Here is an 18,514-nt window from a genome sequence, read left to right on the forward strand (position 1 = left end):
ATGACAATGCCAAGTTTTAGCTCGCTTCAGGCAAAACTGGATCAGCTCGCTGCAAAGGGCACTGTTCACCTGAAAACCCTGGCCCGCCGCGAGGCACTGGAAAAAGCCTGGCAGGTGTTGCAGCTGGCTGTGCCGGTTGCCCCGGTGCTGATTATTTTGACTGTGCTGATCGCCAAACTCAGTGGCTCGGAATCCCCGCTGAGCTATCTGCAAATGGTTTTACTGTTTGTACTGGTTCCAGTGGTGGCGTGGGGTGTGGCGTTTGCTGTCACTCTACTGGGGCACAAAATTGATCGCCGTGTAGCACTGGCGTTTTATGACCAGAGGCTGGGGGTAAAAGACCGTCTGCAAACTGCCGATGAGTTTATAAACAAAGAGCAATTGAGCGACTTCGAGCAGGCGGCTGTTTCCGATGCGGTGCCGTTTATTGATGAAGCGCTGTCCAGCAAATTGCCTGCGGTTAATCTGGCAGGCCCGAAACTGAGTCACCACAACTGGAAATACGCTGCACTTGGTGTAGGTGTATTGGCGGTTGCCATGCTGCTGAATCAAGCCCACTTCAGTCTGTCTGGCACTGATGACGCGTCACTGACAGAGCCAGTGATTGCCGCTATTGATACCCGTTCAAATCATCAGTCTGATGATCCCATGGCCGTGGAAGAGAACGCACCACGCCAACCGGAAACCCAAGCGCCTCCGCAAGCCAAGCGTCAGCACAAAGCTGGCAAGCCTTCAGAGGGTTCACAACCGGTAGAGCCGCAAAAAGCTTCTCCGGGAACACCGAAGGCGGCTTCTGCGGCTTCTGATCAGGAAAGCAGTTCCAAACAGAGTCAGAGCGGCAGTGCCGGTTCCGGCGCCTCCTCACAAAGTTCGGGTTCTAAAGACGAGAAGAAAAAAGACGAGAAACCAGCTGGCACTCAAAAGAAAAAGTCTGAAGCCAAGCCCAAAGAGGCCGAAGAGCAGGAGCAAAACTCGGCGGCTGGCGTAGCCAGTGGCAAGGGCAATACTTCCGGCCAGAATCCGGCGGACTCTGATAAAGAAGCCGCAGATAACAAAGCCCAGCAGGAAGACGAAGGGACCAATGACGAGGATCCAGAATCGGAAGAGGACGAAGAGCAAAAAGCCAATTCTGCTGCCAGCCCCAAGAAGAACCAGCGCAAGGCACCAGTGGACCGCAAGTTATCCCCGAGTGGCGCAATGGGTGATAAGGAAAATGAAGATGCTAACGGTCGCGGCGGCCCCGGTGGGTTGAAGAAAACCCGTGGTGTGGCTGCCATGCTGCTTGGTGTTCCGATGCCGGATCGCCTGCAGGGCACCCCAAACCCGGGCCGTACCAAGTCCATTCAGGAGCAATCCCAGCCGGAAGAGCAGGTGGTGGCACCGGTAGCGGCATCGTTCCGCGGTACCAGCAATGGCCCGATCGGTCAGCTGGCTCACAAAGACTTAATGCCACAGCTCAAACAAGTGGTGCGTGACTACTTCACGGCACTGCGCACCAAAGAGGCGTCACAGAGCGCTACAAGCACAACAACCTCACAAACTACAAACAATACACAACCTACCCAAGATTCGGAGTAACCCGCGAGATGACTACAGAACTCTCAAGCTCAAAACAAGCAAACTCAAACCAAGCAAACCCAGAAAACGTAGCAGAAGTTCAGGAGCAGGTAGCCAGGTTCCGCGAGACCTTCAACAAGATTAAAGACGAAGTAAACCACATGATGGTGGGGCAGGACGAAGTGGTGGAAGGTGTTCTCACCGCACTGCTGGCCGGTGGTCACGTGTTGCTGGAAGGTGTGCCGGGGCTGGGTAAAACCATGTTGGTGAGCTCGTTGAGTAAAGCGGTTGGTGTGGACTTCTCCCGTATCCAGTTCACTCCGGATTTGATGCCAGCGGATATTCAGGGCACCACCATCCTGACCGAGACCGAAGGTGGCGGCCACGAACTGCAATTCCAGGAAGGCCCGATTGTTTCCAATCTGGTACTGGCGGATGAGATCAACCGTGCCACGCCTAAAACCCAGTCTGCCCTGTTGGAAGTGATGCAGGAGAAGCAGGTAACTGTCGGTCGTCGCACCATCAAGATGGAAGAGCCGTACTGTGTAATGGCCACCCAGAACCCGGTGGAACAGGAAGGTACCTACCCGCTGCCGGAAGCCCAGTTGGACCGCTTCCTGTTCAAGCTGGTGGTGGGTTACCCGTCCGAGCACGACTACCACACCATTATCAAACGCACCACCAGTAACGAAAAAGTGGTGATCAATCCGGTTGCTGATGCCGCCACCCTGATCGAAATGAAAAATATTGTTCGCTCTGTGCCAGTGCCACAAGCGGCGGAAACCTATGCCATTCGCCTGGTGATGGGCACCCAGCCGGGTAGTGTTTACGCGCCGGATTCCATTAATGCTTATGCGGCTCTGGGTTCTTCTCCTCGTGGTATTCAGGGCCTGATGCTGGCGGCCAAGGTGCAGGCGCTGATCAACGGTCGTTTCGCGGTAAGTGCCGACGATATCAAGGCGATTGCCGTTCCGGTACTGCGTCACCGTCTGGTGCTGAGTTTCCACGCCCAAGCCAACAACATTACTGCTGACTCGCTGATTCAGGATGTTCTGGAGAAGGTTCAGCCGCCGCACACTGTGAGCTGATTTTGGCGACCGTCCACGCCTCTGCTGGAGGCGTCGGACATTTTGTCATCCTGAGCACAGCGAAGGATCTCAGGTTCGGGCAAAGCGAGATCCTTCGCAGCGTTGCTGCTCAGGATGACAAAGAAGAACAAATTACAGCGATGGGCATGGATTCCCGCTTTCGCGGGAATGACGAAAAACCCGGAATGACGCTAATTCCAAAGCAGAACCAATGCTGGAGCGGTAAAGGTAATTAAAAAACATGGCTTCTCAATTAACAATCAACGAGCTGTTTGATCCCGAGTTCTTGTCAGCTCTGCAAAATTTCACCCTGCGTCTGTCGCGCATCCAAAAGGGCGGTCGACTGGCGGAGCAGAAGAGTACTGCCCGCGGCCAAGGCCTCGAGTTTGCCGACTACAAAGGCTACGTGCCGGGCGATGACCTGCGCGCTATCGACTGGAACATCTACAACCGGCTCGGAAAAATCTTTGTACGCGTGTTCGAGGAGCAACAGGATCTGCCGGTTTACTTTTTGGTGGATGTATCGAGCAGCATGTTTTTGGAGTCCACGCCGCGCATTCACGCCGCACTGCGCACCACCTTGGCGCTGTCTGCCATCGCCTTGAGCCAGCACGACAGTATCGGCCTGTTCCCGTTTGCCGAAGAGATGCAGATCAAGGTCAAGTCCAGCTCCGGCAAGCGCAACATCATGCGCACTGCCCAGCACCTGGTTGAACTGGAAGAGCAGCAGGGCGGTACCAGTCTGGCTACCAGCATCGCCCACTTGGCGAATGTCCGTTTGCGTCAGGGACTGGTGGTAATCATTTCCGACTTTTTTGATGAAGAGGGGTTGGACAAGGTGATCGCGGCGATGAAACAGCTGCGCCACCGGATTTTGCTGGTGCAAATGACCCAGCCTTGGGATGCCGAGCCGGAACAGAATCCGGAGCTGTACGGCGATGTGCGCCTGCAGGATTGCGAGTCCGATGCCATGGCGGAAGTGACCATCACTCCGGCGATCATTCACCGCTACAAAGAGATCTACCAGCAGTTCAATCAGCAGCTGGAAGATTTTGCCAAAAGTTACAGTGCAGGATTTACCCGGATCGACGCCAGCGGCGACGTTCTGAAGCAGCTGACCAAGCTGTTTGAATCCGGAGGATTGCAGTTATGAGTTTCTTTAATCTGTCTGCCACCGGAGTGGTGGCTGGCATAGCCGGATTGGCTGCGCTGCTTTACGTAATGCAGCAATTGCGGGTGCGCTACCGCACCATTAAGGTGCCGACGGCGCAATTTTGGCAGCAGGCTGCCCAGGAAGCGCCGGTACGGGTATTCCGTCAAAAGTTCCGCCACTGGTTGGCCTACCTGTTGACCCTGGCAATCTGTGCACTGTTGTGGCTCGGCTTCGCCGGCCCGCAAACCGACAGCGCTGAAGCCGATAAATACTACGTGTTGTATCTGGATGGTTCTGCCGCGATGGCGCAGGGTGATGAGTTCAGCAAAGCCGTAGATAAGGTCACCGAGGATTTGTCTCGCCTGCCTACCGGTTCCCGTGAAGTGATCTGGGGCGGTGCGTTTCACGACAAGCTGCTGGGAGCTCATGAAGAGGCAGTGCTGTTTGAGCAGCGTGCCGCCAACCTGAAGCCGGAAGCGGTTCCGGCATCACTGGAGGAGCAACTGCGCCTGCTGGAGCGTCGTTTTGATGGCAACCAGTCAGTGGAAGTTCGTGTTTACGGTCATGCCGGTGTCAGCGAAACCGGACTGGCTGATCTCAACAGCAATATCAAAGTGGTGCGCGCCCTGAAGGCCGCCGATCTCGGCGATAACCGCGGTATCACTGCGCTGGGCTTTGCCGCCAGTGCCTCTGGCGATCCCAAAACCCTGGATGTTCTGGTCAGCGCTGAAGCCGCCGACGGCAGTGAAGTGGCGCTGGAGCAGCTGACGTTTTCACTGGACAGTGCGCCGTTTGCTTCCAACAGTGTGGACAAACTGGCTGCCGGTAAATTTGTGGTGCGTGATGTACCGGCCGAGAAGGGCATCTTTGAGGCTCAATTGACCGGTACAGACAGCTTGTCACTGGACAATGTGGCCCGCATTCGCCTGCCGGAATCGCCATTTGTAAAAGTTGCCTTGTCTGCAACGGTACCGGCATCCATTGCTGCCGTGGTTGAGGCGGATAAGGCCCTGTTGGTCAGCGATCTGGCCGACGCCGATGTCGCCATTCGAGCGGCGGGTGAGGCCTTTGGCAATACCTTGCCTTCCTTTGAAATCACCGATGGCAATACGGCCGCGTTTGAAATCCGTTACACCGGTGATGTGTCCGCCGAGTCGGTGTTACAGCGCAATGTCGATTCCCTGGGGCTGACCCAGATTGATGCAGTGGGCCTGGCGACCGAGATGGCCCGCGAGATCAGTGTGGATGTAACGCCAGCTGATGACGTGAAATCCATCGGTGCCTGGGGAGCGATGTTTGATAACCGCTACAACTTCACCCAGAGCAAGGCGTTCCCGGTGTTTGTTGCCCAGTCGGTGCGCTGGTTGGCGGATCAATCGGCCTGGTACCCCTACGTGCAGGCGGGCGCTCCGTTGTTTGATCAATCCGGTCAATTTGGCCTGGCCCCCAGTGCCAGTGCCTCAGAAGTGAACCTGAATGCGCTGCCAGTAATGGGTGGTGCCGGTGAGTTGGAAGTTGGTGAATCGAAATTACTGATCTCCCTGACCAACACTGATGTAACCCGCGGTTCTGTGGGTGTGGAACTGAAAACAGCCTCTGGTGGGCTGGTGGCGCTGGATAACTTGAATGATGTAGTGCTTTTGCTGGCGATGCTGATACTGCTGTTACTTGCTGGCGAATGGTATTTCTACCAGCGCGGAATGATGCCCTGACGTCATTCCCGCGAAGGCTGGAGAGGTGCTACACGGATGTAGCGTTTACCGAACCAAGGGATGTAATCCATCGGGTTATACAGCCCAAACCAAAATGGATCCCCGCCTTCGCGGGGATGACGATACGAATTAGATTCTGAAGTAGGAACATTTGATGGAACTTACTTTTTTACACCCATTTTACGGCCTGCTTGTGCTGGCACTTCCCCTGATCTGGATGTTTGGCCGTAAAGCCACCAGCCACCTGCACCGCGGTATTCGCGCGGCGGTATTTGCCGCGGTGATTGTGGCGCTGATGCAGCCGGTACTGATGAGTAGCTCCACCCAGGAGCACCACGTCATTATCGTTGACCAGTCGGCGAGCCTGTCGGCGCAGGAGCGCGAAAAAGCTGCCTCACTGGCGGCCGAATTGAGTGGCAATGTGGCCGACCAGGATGTGGTTACCCTGATCCAGCTGGGCGGCGAATCCAAACTGGCGATTGGTGATGATCAGATTCTGCTGTCTGGCGACGAAGCCAGCGAATCTTCCCTGTCCGATGCACTGGCTCAGGCGGTGCAGGCAATCCCACTGGGCATTAACAGCTCGGTCACTCTGCTGAGTGACGGCCTGTCTACGGATCGCCACTGGGGTAAGGCACTGTCTCAGTTAAAAGCGCGCGAGATTCCGGTGCATAGCTATCGACTGTCCCTGGCGAGCGGTGATATTTACCCGGCCAACATGGTTGTTTCTCCTGCCGTGGTAGGTGAAAAAGTCGCCGCCACTGTGGATGTGATCGGCAGTGGTGACAACCTGGTGGTGGTACTGAGCAGCGGTGATACCGAACTGGCTCGCTCTACTCCCTTTAACAGCGATGGCCGCCACAGCGTGACGGTGGAATTTACTCCGGAAACCGGCGGGTTTATGGCCATCAATGCCAAAGTGCTGGCCACCCAAGTGCAGGACAATGACCCCGATAATAACAGTGTACGTACTGTTGCTGCAGTGCAGCCACCGCTGAAAGTGTTGTACCTGGGGGATCGCATGACCAACGCCGGCTCACAGCTGCAGGCGTTGTTGGGCGAGGGCTTTACCGTGGATGAAAAATCCGCCAGTACCCTGACCACCGATTTTGACTTCAGTCAGTACGACCTGGTGATGCAGGACGACCTGCCGGCTTCCAAAATGGCTACCTCTGTTCAGGAAAATCTCGCCAACGCAGTCAAGAACCACGGTGTTGGTTTGGTGCACAGCGGTGGGGAAGCGGCGTTCGGTTCCGGTGGTTATATGGATACCTCGATCGCCAGCCTGCTGCCGGTAGAGCTGCAGCAGAAAGACGACAAGAACGACCCAAGTGTGGGTCTGGCAATCATCATTGATACCTCCGGCTCCATGGCGGGAACCCGTATCGAGTTGGCCAAGCAGATGGCGCGTATTGCAGTACGCCGCTTACAGCCTCACGACCGTATCGGTATCGTGGAGTTTTACGGTGCCAAGCATTGGGCCATTCCAATGCAGCCCGCCTCAAACAAAATCGAGATCGATCGCGCCATCGGCCGTATGAAGGCGATCGGCGGTACCGTGTTGTTCCCGGCATTGCAGGAAGCCTACTTTGGCCTGAAAAACATCAGTACCCGCTATAAGCACATCCTGATGATCACCGACGCCGGTGTGGAAGATGCCGGCTACGAAGCAATGCTGCGCCGCATGGCCAAGGACAGAATCAATGTCACCACTATTCTGGTAGGGCAGGGCGGTCACAACCAGATCATGGCGGATATGGCCAACTGGGGTAAAGGGCGCTTCTACTCGGTGGGCAATGAGTTCCAGCTGGTAGAGATGATTCTCAAGCAGCCATCCACCAAGAAAATGCCACCGTATAAACAGGGCGAATTTGCCTTGGAGAGCCTAGGCGGCGAAGGCTGGTGGGGCGATGTCGACAAGAGCGCCGTGCCGTCACTCAATGGCTATGTACAGGTGGGTAAACGTCCCGGCTCCGAGGTGTTGCTGGCCGAAAGAAACGCCAAACATCCGGTATTGGCCACATGGCAATACGGCTTGGGCAGGGTGACTGCATTGATGACTGAACCGGTAGGTGCCGGGACAAAAGATTGGCAGGGCTGGCAGGAGTACGGTCAGTGGTTGGGCCGGGTGCTGGCCAAAACCGCCGCGGACAATAACGACTTTAACATCGATGTAGTGCGCCAGAATGACTCGCTGCTGATAAGTGCCCAGCGCCTGAATGCCGATACCAGTCTGGTTCCGCAGCTGACCGCCCAGGATTGGCAAGGCCAGCCGGTAGATCTGGCGGTGAATTTTGAAGAGAAGGCACCGGGCCTGTTTGTGGCGCAAAGCTATTACCCGTCCGAGCAGGATCTGTTAATCACTGTGACGGCTGAAGGGGGCAAGAGCCAGCGTCTGGCCAACGCCGCCCATTCTGATATTGCTCAGGAAAACCAGGTGGATCCGGCCAGCGCCATGGATCTGGAGCAGCTTTCCAATTTGACCGGTGGTGAAAACCTGACGGGCGTTGATCTCAGAGATTGGGATCTGCAAGCCGGCACAGGCGAGACCGCCTTTATCGTCACCAAATTGTGGCCCTATCTGTTGCTGTTGGCACTGCTGCTGTACCTGGCGGAACTGCTGTACCGCCGCTGGCCGTCCAGCCGTGTTGCTGGATAAGACGACATTATTGTCATCTTGAGCGCAGCGAAAGATCTCATGGTTGTTCACAAGTTCGAGATCCTTCATCGCTTCGCTCTTCAGGATGACAAAGAAACTGGATTGAGAGTTTTAAATTATGTTTAAGTTTAAGAAAACCATACTCGCAGTATCTGTCTCAGCGGCACTGTTTGGTCAGGTGGCGCTAGCAGCCGTGACTGAAAAAGACATCCAGTCGGCCATCAGCAATGTGGGCGGGATCGCCAGTGAACAGATCGACGCGCTGTATAACAAGTCCATCATCGAAGAGATGGACATTGAAAAAACCATCAAATTGCTGACCCGGTATGGCTCTGAGAGCAAGCATGGCAAATCGACACGTGCCAATGCCTACCTGACGGCGGCTCATATGGAGTGGCGTTACGGTCGCCCGGATAATGCCCTGAAATTTGCCGACCAGGCGTTGGGCTTGAACAAAAGCGCAGATGGTTTGTTGCTGAAAGCACGTCTTTTGGATGCCAAAGGGCAAGCCGGGGACGCCGCCAAGATTTACCAACAGGCATTTGCCAAAACCACCAGTCCGGAAGAAAAAGAGTTTATCCAGATTCGCCTGACCATGATCGACAGTGCGGACAATGCAGATGCCCTGATCAAACTGGCTGGCAAGCGGGACCAGGAGTTTAAAAACCGCGCAGCGGTCGTCCTGGCCCTGTTGGGTTACCAGCAGGAAGCGATTGAACTGTATGGCGTGGAAGAAAACGCTGCCAAACCCTATCTGCAGCACATCCGTCTGGCGGACTGGGCGATTAAGGGCAAAGACTACGATTTGGCCCAGCAGCAGGCATGGCAAGCTTATCAAACCGCTGGCGCCAGTTATAACGCCCGCTACGCGATTGCGGTATTGCTGGAATCCTATCGTGAGGCCGAAAAGCTCGCTGATGCGGAAAAGCTGCTGGCCAAACACCATGACGATCCCGAGCTGCAGCAGGCGCATATTGATGTATTGATTGAACTCAATCGCTATGACGACGCAATCACCCTGTTCAAAAAAGCCAATGCCGAAGAGATGGATGTAACACTGCGTCAACGATTGCTGCAGTTATATCTGTCGGCCAACCGTCCCGACGACATGGTTGCTGAATATCGTCAGCTGATTAAAGAAGAGCCACATCAGTCCAGCTGGTACAAAGGACTTGCGTCCCATTTTATGAACATCGGTGAGCCTGAGCAGGCGAAACAGGTGTGGACACAGCTTAATAATAACAACCAGCAGCACATCTTTACCCTGATTGAAGGCGCCGAGGCGATGATCAATATGGGTATGCGCGACCAGGCGATGGCAATGGTTGAAGCCCATAAAGCAGATAAAGAAGCCTATGTGGCGGCGCACATGTTCCTTTTTGAAGCGCATCTGGATGCTGCGGAAAACGATGCTGCCACCCAAACTCTGGAACAGCTGGTGGCCATGCTGCCGGAGCGCTCTGCCGAATTGAAAGATGTGGCGGATGCCTATGAACGTCTCGGTCGCCCTGAAAAAGCACTGGCGATTTTTGAAGACCTGAGTAAAACCGCTGGCGGTCTTGGCTATGACGAGCGCATGCGCATGGCCTGGTTGAACAGCGTTAATAACAATAAGGCCAAAGCACTGGAGCTCTACCAGCAGTTGTGGGTCGATGTGGCCAGCCCGGCGCGTCGCAGTTTTATTGAGGCGCAAATGTTATTGACTGCCGCTGAGCTGAACTCGTTAGGCGATATGGTGGTGGGTCTGGAAGACAAATTGTTCGCCGGAACTGCCAATAAAAACGATATCGATCTGCTGGTACGAATTTATGTCGAAGCCAATGATCAGTTCTCCGCGATCGATGTGATCGATGAGTATTCGCGCAGAAATAACCTGCCAGAAGTGGAACGCCTGAACCAACTGTCACGCATTTACATGATCCTTGAGGATTTCGACGCGTATGACAAGGTACTGCGCAAACTGGCGGAGGCTGAACCGGAGTTTCGTGAAGACCACCTGCGTGGAATTATTCTGAATCTTTTATCCAATAATGTTTCCTTAAGCAAGGAAGAGCGGCTTGTTGAGGTAAACAGTCTCATTGAACAGCTCAAAGAAGTAGGTGGCGAAGAGGTCAGCGGCGAGTTTGAGGCCGGTGTAATGAGCCTCGGTGGCTATCAGGATAAAGCCATTGAAAGCTATCGCAAAGCCTTGGCCCAATATCCTTCGCATGCTGACAACCTGTTGTTGATGGCTGATTTAATGAAAGAAAATGGCCGTATCGCAGAGGCGGTGGCCATGCTGCAATATGTGGCTGAGCATGCGGATGGTGACAACGAATTTGTGGTGGCCATCGATGGCATCATCAACATGATTGGTGGGCGTAGATTTGGCCAGGTATTGGAAGAGAATGTACAGAACACCTTTCAGTGGGCCCACCGCATTATCCTGGAGCGGATTACTGCGCGTAAGGAAAAGTTCTATCTCTATACCCTGCTATCCGAAATTGCCAATGAAACCCGAGACAATAAAGCGGAGTTTGTGGCCGTAGAAAATTCGTTGGCACCAGCAGATATTCGCCGCTCATCTATTTTAAGAGAACTGATCACGCTATCCACGCAAGGTTACAATCCAACCGGTGGAGCGCGTGCAGGGGATGAAGAGCGCAAGCTGATTTACGGTCGTCGCCTGATTGGCCTGGGCCAGGAGCTTCCTCCGGAAATCTATATTGATTTGGGCAATTCCCTGTTGGCCAAAGAAGATCTGTTGGGTGCTGAAAAAGCGTTCGATATGATCACCGATATCACTGGCATGCTCGATACGGATCAGATCAAGGCAGAAGCGTTTCTGAAAGCCGGGCATCTGGATCAGGCGTTGGCGTATTTTAACTCTGCCCTTAACCGTAATCTGAATAACCTGGAACTGTTGGGTCAAACAGCGGTTTTGCGGGAGCGCAATAATCAGGACCAGATTGCCAATAACTGGTATTGGCGTGCTCTGGAGAACGTGCTGCGCGAGCAAAAAACGTCGCTGAAAAATGCGGTGAAAGCCAGTCCTGAAGAACTGATGTTTGGTCGAGCGCGAGACACCTCGGTAACCCGCAGCTATAACACGCATTTCGAAAATCTGGTACAGGGTTTGTTAATTACCTGGCCAAAGGACAAGAGTCTGGCGGAAAAACGGGTAAAAGCCATTATTGATATGGTAAACAAAGAGCTCGTGACCGTTAAAAAGCTGATTGCAGAAGACCACCAATTGCCGTTGGCGCAGTACTCCCGTTTGGATCATATGGCCAAGTTTGGTCGCCGCGTGGCTGAGGCAACGGATAATCGTAAACTGGCTGAAACGATTGATCGTGCAGTGCTGGATATCTTTGCCGATGATAAAGACTATGCAGAAAAAATTGCCAAATTTTACAGTCAGTGGGGCGCTGCCAAACAACTTGGAATGGTGGAAAAAATAACAGATCGTATTCATCCGCTGTACAGTTTCACACAATCTGACTCTGTTCTGGAGCGAGGCTTTAAAGAGGCCAAGTTCGATAAAGATGTCACTGCCAGCGTGCGCTATGCACTCCTGCTACAAGACAGAAAAGCGGCAGAGGATCTGCTGGTGAACCTGGTCCGACAGGGGAAGTTAATTAAAGCTTTTCAAAGTGGCAAAATACTATTGGATGAGACCGGTTTCCGCCGGGTAATCGGTTCCAATCTAAAATCCGACGCTGAAACCAAAAAAGCACTGTTTGAGTTAGCCAGGCAGGATGCCAAACTTTTTGAACAAGTGGAGACTCTGTTGGGGCGTCAATTGCTCAGTGGTGAAGATCTATACGAACTAAGCCGTAATGCTACTAGTGAGAATGGCTCAAACCCAATGATGCGTTTTAATTATGGTGGGCAAGATAAATTTAATGACTTGCTGATACAGCGGATCTCTACAGATCAATATGTCCAGTATGCCTGCGATAAAATCATGGTGGCAAAACCGGCTCAATTTATGGCAGCTCCTGGCATGGTTGAATTGAAATCTATGTTCCGTATGTCTCTCAATGAGACACAACGAAATAACTTGCTCGAGGCTGGTAAACGTTATCTGGGGACAATCGACTTTAAAGTGGATTATATGAAATCCCAGGTAGTACAGTTGATAGTTTTGGATTCAGATCCTGGTAATCAGCCTCTGATGATTCAATTCGCTCAATTGTTAGATAGTAAATTGGGAGATGACAGTAATCTTGCTGAAGCGGTCAAGTTGTATTTTTCAGGTAACAAAATAGATTCTTACCTGAAGTTTTCTGCGAATAAAGACCAATTTTGGATGCTAAGCTATATTCAATATTTTTCGAATGAATTTGCCGATATTTGTGATGAGACAGTTAAAAAGTTGATCGATGGAGAAGCTGTTTCCAAAGAATTGGCGAAGGCTATTTATGAAACTAAGTATGAAAATCGATTTGGCAGTAAGCCAGATGATCAATACTCGGTATTAAAAGGGATGATCAAACTGTTCCCTGAGGAAAGTAATTACAGGGTTCAGGTTTTGCAATTTTACGTCAGGAATGGGCAGAATTCTGAAGTTGAGAAGCAACTGCATATTTTGAAAAATTACCCCAATGGTGATGGGATATTGGCAAAGGCTACTTTGGTTGAGTTGTATAAAAAGCAGGGTCTCTATACCAAGGCGTTAACTGAAGCTACATCAGGCTCGATCAACCTCTTGACAGAAGAGGGTAAAAAAGAGCTGGAAAGTAGTATTAAAAATGCAGGGAAAAATACAGGTCGCAGGCAATACAGTTTGGCAGCATTGTATCAACAACTTAAATTGACTGATGAAGCCGGACGTGTGCGCAATAGTCAAAACGTTGTGCAGGCTGCTTTCATATTGCAACAAAGAGGAGTCAATGGAAGTAACGGTTTCTCTGAGTTGGCAAAACTGTTATTAAATGAAGATTACGATAAAGCCCGTATTGAACTACGTCGAATCTGGCGCGGTTTCTATGCCCCTCAGGAAGGTAGAATGTCCTGGTATCGTGGTGGTCACAATAGCTTATACCAAGCGCTGTTAACGGCTCCTCTGGAAATAAAGGAACCTCAGGATGGTTCCAGTCAGCCTGGCAATCAAGCTAAGGAATCCACTAAGGATGAATCACTTCAGAATAATGGAAAGCAATCAAAAGAGCTTCTGGTCGATGTATTGATTAAAGCGCCTTTCGTGATTGAGGAGTTGAATTCTTACCTTAAAGCGCTAAATCCGGAGGATCGTCGTCATGCCCATGAATTGTATCTGCTGTTGGCTCGCGCCAACAAAGAGCAGGGAGTGCTGGGCAATGAGCTGGCAAAACTTGATACTAAAGCCGATAGACGGGATCTAAATGAGCATGACTTAAATTGCTATCTCGCTATGATGGATGTCGCCGAGACGGCGGTTAGTGACGACACATTGGATGCCCTGAAAGAAATTTCCAAAAATATTCCAGCGCCAACAGATTTTCAAAGCTTGGCACTGGCAAAAGTATTTGCTCGCGCTGGATCCCATAAGTTGGCGAAACAGTATTTTATGAATTTGGCGGTCAACCAGTTCAGCGGAAATGACGATCCGTATCAGCAGCAGGAAGCATTTGTTAGCTTGATTACTCTTCTTGAAGAGGCTGGCAAGCTATTGCCAAAAGCAACCACAGAAGAACTGACTGTTGAGCTGGAAAAAATTGCTCGACTTGGTGTGGATTCCGAAGATGCACAGGTGTTGGTCGATGCATTTGCATTGAGCGCAGTGGCAATAGCATCGAGTTATCAGGATGATGACAAGTTGCTGAATCAAATTGATCCGGGATTAATGGAGAATGTTGATTTAGTAGATGGGAATAAGCAGAACAGCTCCAAGCTAATTGGTCAAATTTTAGTAATGTTGAAAATGCAACAATACGATAATGCTTGGCAAGGGATGAAAAATCTGTTGACTAACTATGAGTCAATTAACATCACAGATAACAGTGATTCTGCCTTGTCGAATCAATTTGTGAACAATCAAAAGCTTCTGGGTTTTGCGAAAATATTAGGCGTGTCTGTTGTAGTTAATGATCCGAGGAGAAATCCTGTAAGTGGACGGTCGATTATTAACGACAGCTGGGATCAAATTGTGGGTGACCAGGAAGATGTATGGTTGGAAGTGTTGGAAACAGGTATCTTGGGTGCATTGTCAAACAGTGAGTTAGAGCAAGAACGTGTGGCTGATCTTGGGTTGGCTTTGATTGAAGAGTGGCAAAAACGGGAGCAAAAACAAAAAGCATCCGAATTGATAAATTCCCTCTCCATGCAAATGAGTAGTAATCAAACCATTTACTCAACCAAGCAGTGGGGCAAGCTGGTGAGCGTTGCCCAGAAATTGGACGTAACTTTGAGTGATCAGGTGAGCAAATATATTGTTGCAAACGATTTGATTAGCATTGAAAAGCAGGCTGAATTGTTAAAAGGACTTCAGGAACGGAAAGATTCAGTTGTGGCTTTAAATTCTGCCAAAGCCATGATGGCAGGGGCCGAGAGTCTGGAGCTTATGGTTGAACTGGAAAAATTGGCCAAAAAAGCCGGTGAAACCGGTTACGCTGAGCAGCTAAGTGGCAAGATTCGCGAGCAACAGAGTGCCAAGGAAAAACTGGAAAAATCTGCATAAAAATTGGGAGGTGGCAGTTTTGATTTCATGAATTCAGCTGCCATTTCACTCAACAGAGGAAAAAAATATGTTGAATAAAAGCTTGAAAGTTGTAACTTCGATTGCGTTGATGCTGCTGGTGAGTTCTGCATTTGCCAAGAAAGATGCACCTTGGATTACGGATATGGAGCAGGCCAAGAAAATCGCTAAGGCCGAAGGAAAAAGCATCTTCATGTTTTTTACCGGTTCTGACTGGTGTGGCTGGTGTATCAAGCTGGATGAAGAGGTATTGTCCCATGATGAATTTCTGGATTACGCCAAAGAAAAGCTGGTGTTGGTGGAGCTAGACTTCCCTCAGGATGAGAGCCTCGTAACTGAGGAGCAGAGAGATCACAATGAGAAATGGAAGGACGTGTTTCAGCCAAGAGGTTATCCCACTGTTTACCTGACCGACGCCTCTGCACAGGCCTATGCCCAGACAGGTTATCAGGCAGGTGGGCCGCAGGCATACATTGAGCATCTGGAAAGCTTTGTCGCTCAGAAAACTGCTGTGGAGGAGTTGACAGAGAAAGCGCTTCAGGCCAGTGGCATGGAAAAAGTAACCCTTCTGGATGAGCTTCTCACAAAGGGTGGAAAACTCGTTAGTGGTAAAAGTGATTTGATGGCAGAAATTCTTGCGTTGACCAAAGGCAAAGACGAAGCGATGTACAATAAATACCGCATGCTCAAAGGCGGCCAAGATTTAGTCGATGGCGCCGATGCCTTGATGAACAGCGATAAGAGTGCAGACCAAAAGCTCAAGGGTATGCTTGAGCTGTTTGCTGCAAACAGTTTTGTAAAGGAGGGTGAGGCTCTGGAAGGCTTCCTGCAGAATAACCTGGCATCAGCATTTCCTATGGCCGGTAAAGCAGATCAGGGCGTGGAGTTCTTTGGCGAAAAGGCATCAGATGAAAGTTATGACCTGCCAATGCGTCAAATGTTTACCGTCATGCAAGGTTTTATGTATGCAGAAACCGGTGATGAAGAGAAAGCTGTTGAGCTTGTGGATGAGGCCATAGATATGGATCCGGATACCCTGGAAGAACATCTGGATAGCTTATACGGACAAATTCGCAAAATTCTCCAGCGTCGCAAATTACAGGTTGCGCCATAAGAGGTTAGTAACATTACAGGTATAAAAAGGGAGCTTTTTAGCTCCCTTTTTATTTATAGGAGCGGGTTGAGCAGCGAACCATGCTAACAGCCGACGCAATAGCGGCCCTATTAATAACACTCGATACCCTCCGAAACCAGTAATCTCACCTCGCAGTTACCGCCCACGCAATATAGCCCGATTTACATAGTGCTCTAAGAGGCTGTTCATTCAATTTTGGGGTAACTCCAAAAATTAGAAAGGCGGAGTGGTGATAAGTTTAATAATTTCAATGAGTTAGATGTTTATTGGTCTTGATTTGAGTGAGCTTAAGGGGGGGGCGGCCTTATTTCAATGTTCTTGCCAACTTTTCTAGAGCTACTATATATCTAAGACCAACTAACAGCTTAATACGTATGTGCAGCAGTTACATGATATACGGAAATACCGCTATAGACGCTCCCGAGAGTAGGTTGGTCAATTGCATAGCCGATTACACTTGGCGTAATTAATTTTCAAAAACTTTCAAAAAAGTGAGGGAAGGTCGAATTTCAAACGTGCTCTCCATGCTTAGATGTGTCCGCAGGGAGACTAAAGTGAAGTTCGCAGAATCCGCGATGAGAAAGGTTATTGATATTAATGGTCGAAAGCCTGAGTCAAACGATCAGGTATTAGAGCGACTGTTCAGTGAGCATATTGGGGCACTCCGTGGCTTCATTCGCATGCGGCTGGGCGTCGGAGAAGATCTTGATGACGTCATTCAGGAGGTGTTTGCACGCCTTGCAAGACTGGATAACCTGGCAGAACGTTTGCCTATTGATGGTGAAAGTAATCGTTCTTATCTGTTTGCTGTTGCGAACAATCTAGTGGTTGATATGGAACGACGCAAGGTTCATCTGCGGAGGTATGTTGAAAGACAGCAGTCCAACTATCTGGAAGAGTTGGAGTGCGGTTCTCAAAATCCCGAATCAATTGTTTTGGCACATGATGATATTAAAACTCTAAGACAAGTTATTTTCAAAATGAAACCAACCTGGCGTGATGCTTTTATCCTAACTCGAATACAGTGCCTTAGTTATAAAGAAGCTGCAGATCATATGGGGGTTACGATAAAACAGATAGAAGGTTTCCTGACCAGAGCATTTAAACACATTCGCAAAGCCGATATCAGCATTATAAAGGAGGAGAAAAAGTGATTCGTAAATTAAGGGAAGAACTGATGCTGAGTCGTAGTGCCAGAGAGGTTACAAAGCTCTACAGTGATGAGGTTGATGCTGAGGATGTTGAGCGAATCAGTCAGTGGAAATCTCAAGAGGAAGAGTTCAAGGCTAATTATGTGCGAATGAATCACTTGATATCAGATCTGGAGGCCTTGGCTGGTGATGAGGAGTTGATGTCTCTGGTCGGAAATCCGGTGCCTAAACATGAATTGCAAAAAGAACCTGTAATTAAGGGGCGTTGGCCTCAAGTGGCGATGGCGGCCTCATTGATTTTGGCAGTTTTGATATCACTGACCTTTGTTTCTTTTGAAGAAGTTAAGCCGCAAGGAGATCGCTTTGTCACTCGCATTGGAGAGCAAAAAGAAGTCATGTTGGACGATGGCTCCTCTGTTTTTCTCAATACCAACTCTGAGGTAGTTGTCACATACAGTGAATCAGAAAGATCAGTAGTCCTTGAGCGTGGTGAGGGTTATTTTGAGGTCGCCAAAGACCCTGATCGTCCGTTTGTGGTTAATGTGGGAGAGAGGCGCGTTATCGTTCTTGGGACGGCATTTAACCTTCACAAAGAAGCGGATCAAATAGGGCTGGAGGTTGTAGAAGGTGAAGTCGCAGTTGTTCAGTCAGAAGAACTGCTGAATAACCCTGTTCGATTGCAGCTCCCTGAAAAAGGCTTACAGAATTTGAATGTGGCTGATCAGTATCGTGTTGCTTCAGGAGAATCGATTACATACAGCCTGGCTACCAATATATTTACCGGGGAAAGAATTGAGGATTTAACTCGAGTAAGTAGTTGGCGTAATGGCTTGATTCGTTTTTCTGAGGAACCACTGGATGAAGTTGTTGAGGAGCTGAACCGATATTCAGCCAAGAAGATTGTGATAGAAGACCCTGAAGTTGAGGATATGAAGTTGTTTGCAACAGTTCGAGTGGATCGAATTGAAGAGGCGTTGAGGGTTTTGGATATGAGTATGCCAATACATGTTGATAGTTATTCTGACAGAATAGTAATCACTAAAGAGGATGACTTTGATAAAAAGCAAAAAGCCGTTATCAAGAAATGAGGATGTTAGTAGTTTTTCATTTGTTTCTTTGAAAGGAATTCCTGGAAAGATTTTCTGCTGATATCTCCAATATCAATCGTGACCTGGTGGTCACAATAGGTGATTCATCTATATTGTCACAGCTATGGCCAATATCTATTCTGATTTATTAACCCTTTGATGTGGGTTTTCTTTTTCTATTCAAATGGTTACGTGATTACGTTCTGAGTGTTAACTTCAAGTTTGTGGCGCTTTTGTCGGGCGAATGTCAAGATTTTATCTAATTTTCCGGTGATTATATTGGGCAATTGATCAAGTATGACTGGAGTTTTGA

Annotated in this window: 10 protein-coding genes; all 10 read left to right on the forward strand. The window is 50.0% G+C overall.

The genetic code is table 11. The features are described from left to right. Entirely contained in the window at positions 1-1,578 is a 1,578-nt protein-coding gene (locus QP938_03855) for a hypothetical protein (protein WIO75051.1), read from the forward strand. A gap of 8 nt (positions 1,579-1,586) precedes the next feature. After that, complete coding sequence (locus QP938_03860) at positions 1,587-2,645, forward strand: MoxR family ATPase (GenBank protein ID WIO75052.1); 1,059 nt, start codon at positions 1,587-1,589, stop codon at positions 2,643-2,645. A gap of 2 nt (positions 2,646-2,647) precedes the next feature. Next, entirely contained in the window at positions 2,648-2,881 is a 234-nt protein-coding gene (locus tag QP938_03865; GenBank protein WIO75053.1) for a hypothetical protein, read from the forward strand. Positions 2,882-2,886: 5 nt separating this feature from the next. After that, the gene (locus QP938_03870; GenBank protein ID WIO75054.1) at positions 2,887-3,798 is read left to right on the forward strand and encodes a DUF58 domain-containing protein; all 912 of its coding nucleotides are present in this window, start codon (positions 2,887-2,889) and stop codon (positions 3,796-3,798) included. Further along, positions 3,795-5,510 carry a BatA domain-containing protein gene (locus QP938_03875; GenBank protein WIO75055.1) on the forward strand — a complete coding sequence of 572 codons (1,716 nt, stop codon included), beginning with the start codon at positions 3,795-3,797 and terminating at the stop codon, positions 5,508-5,510. The genes QP938_03870 and QP938_03875 overlap by 4 nt, the downstream gene beginning before the upstream one ends. 154 nt (positions 5,511-5,664) lie before the next feature. After that, on the forward strand, positions 5,665-8,169 hold the full coding sequence (locus QP938_03880) for a VWA domain-containing protein (GenBank protein WIO75056.1): 2,505 nt from the start codon (positions 5,665-5,667) through the stop codon (positions 8,167-8,169). 118 nt (positions 8,170-8,287) lie between these two features. Further along, a complete protein-coding gene (locus QP938_03885; protein WIO75057.1) occupies positions 8,288-14,809 on the forward strand; it encodes a tetratricopeptide repeat protein in 6,522 nt (2,173 codons plus the stop codon). 67 nt (positions 14,810-14,876) lie between these two features. Continuing rightward, positions 14,877-15,941, forward strand: coding sequence for a thioredoxin family protein (locus tag QP938_03890; protein WIO75058.1), 1,065 nt, complete (start codon positions 14,877-14,879; stop codon positions 15,939-15,941). 575 nt (positions 15,942-16,516) lie between these two features. Beyond that, positions 16,517-17,116, forward strand: coding sequence for an RNA polymerase sigma factor (locus tag QP938_03895; GenBank protein ID WIO75059.1), 600 nt, complete (start codon positions 16,517-16,519; stop codon positions 17,114-17,116). Next, positions 17,113-18,201 carry a FecR domain-containing protein gene (locus QP938_03900; protein ID WIO75060.1) on the forward strand — a complete coding sequence of 363 codons (1,089 nt, stop codon included), beginning with the start codon at positions 17,113-17,115 and terminating at the stop codon, positions 18,199-18,201. Before QP938_03895 ends, QP938_03900 begins: the two co-directional genes overlap by 4 nt. Positions 18,202-18,514 lie beyond the last annotated feature (313 nt).

Source organism: Porticoccaceae bacterium LTM1 (genome assembly GCA_030252795.1).
Classification (GTDB): Bacteria; Pseudomonadota; Gammaproteobacteria; order Pseudomonadales; family Porticoccaceae; genus SCSIO-12696.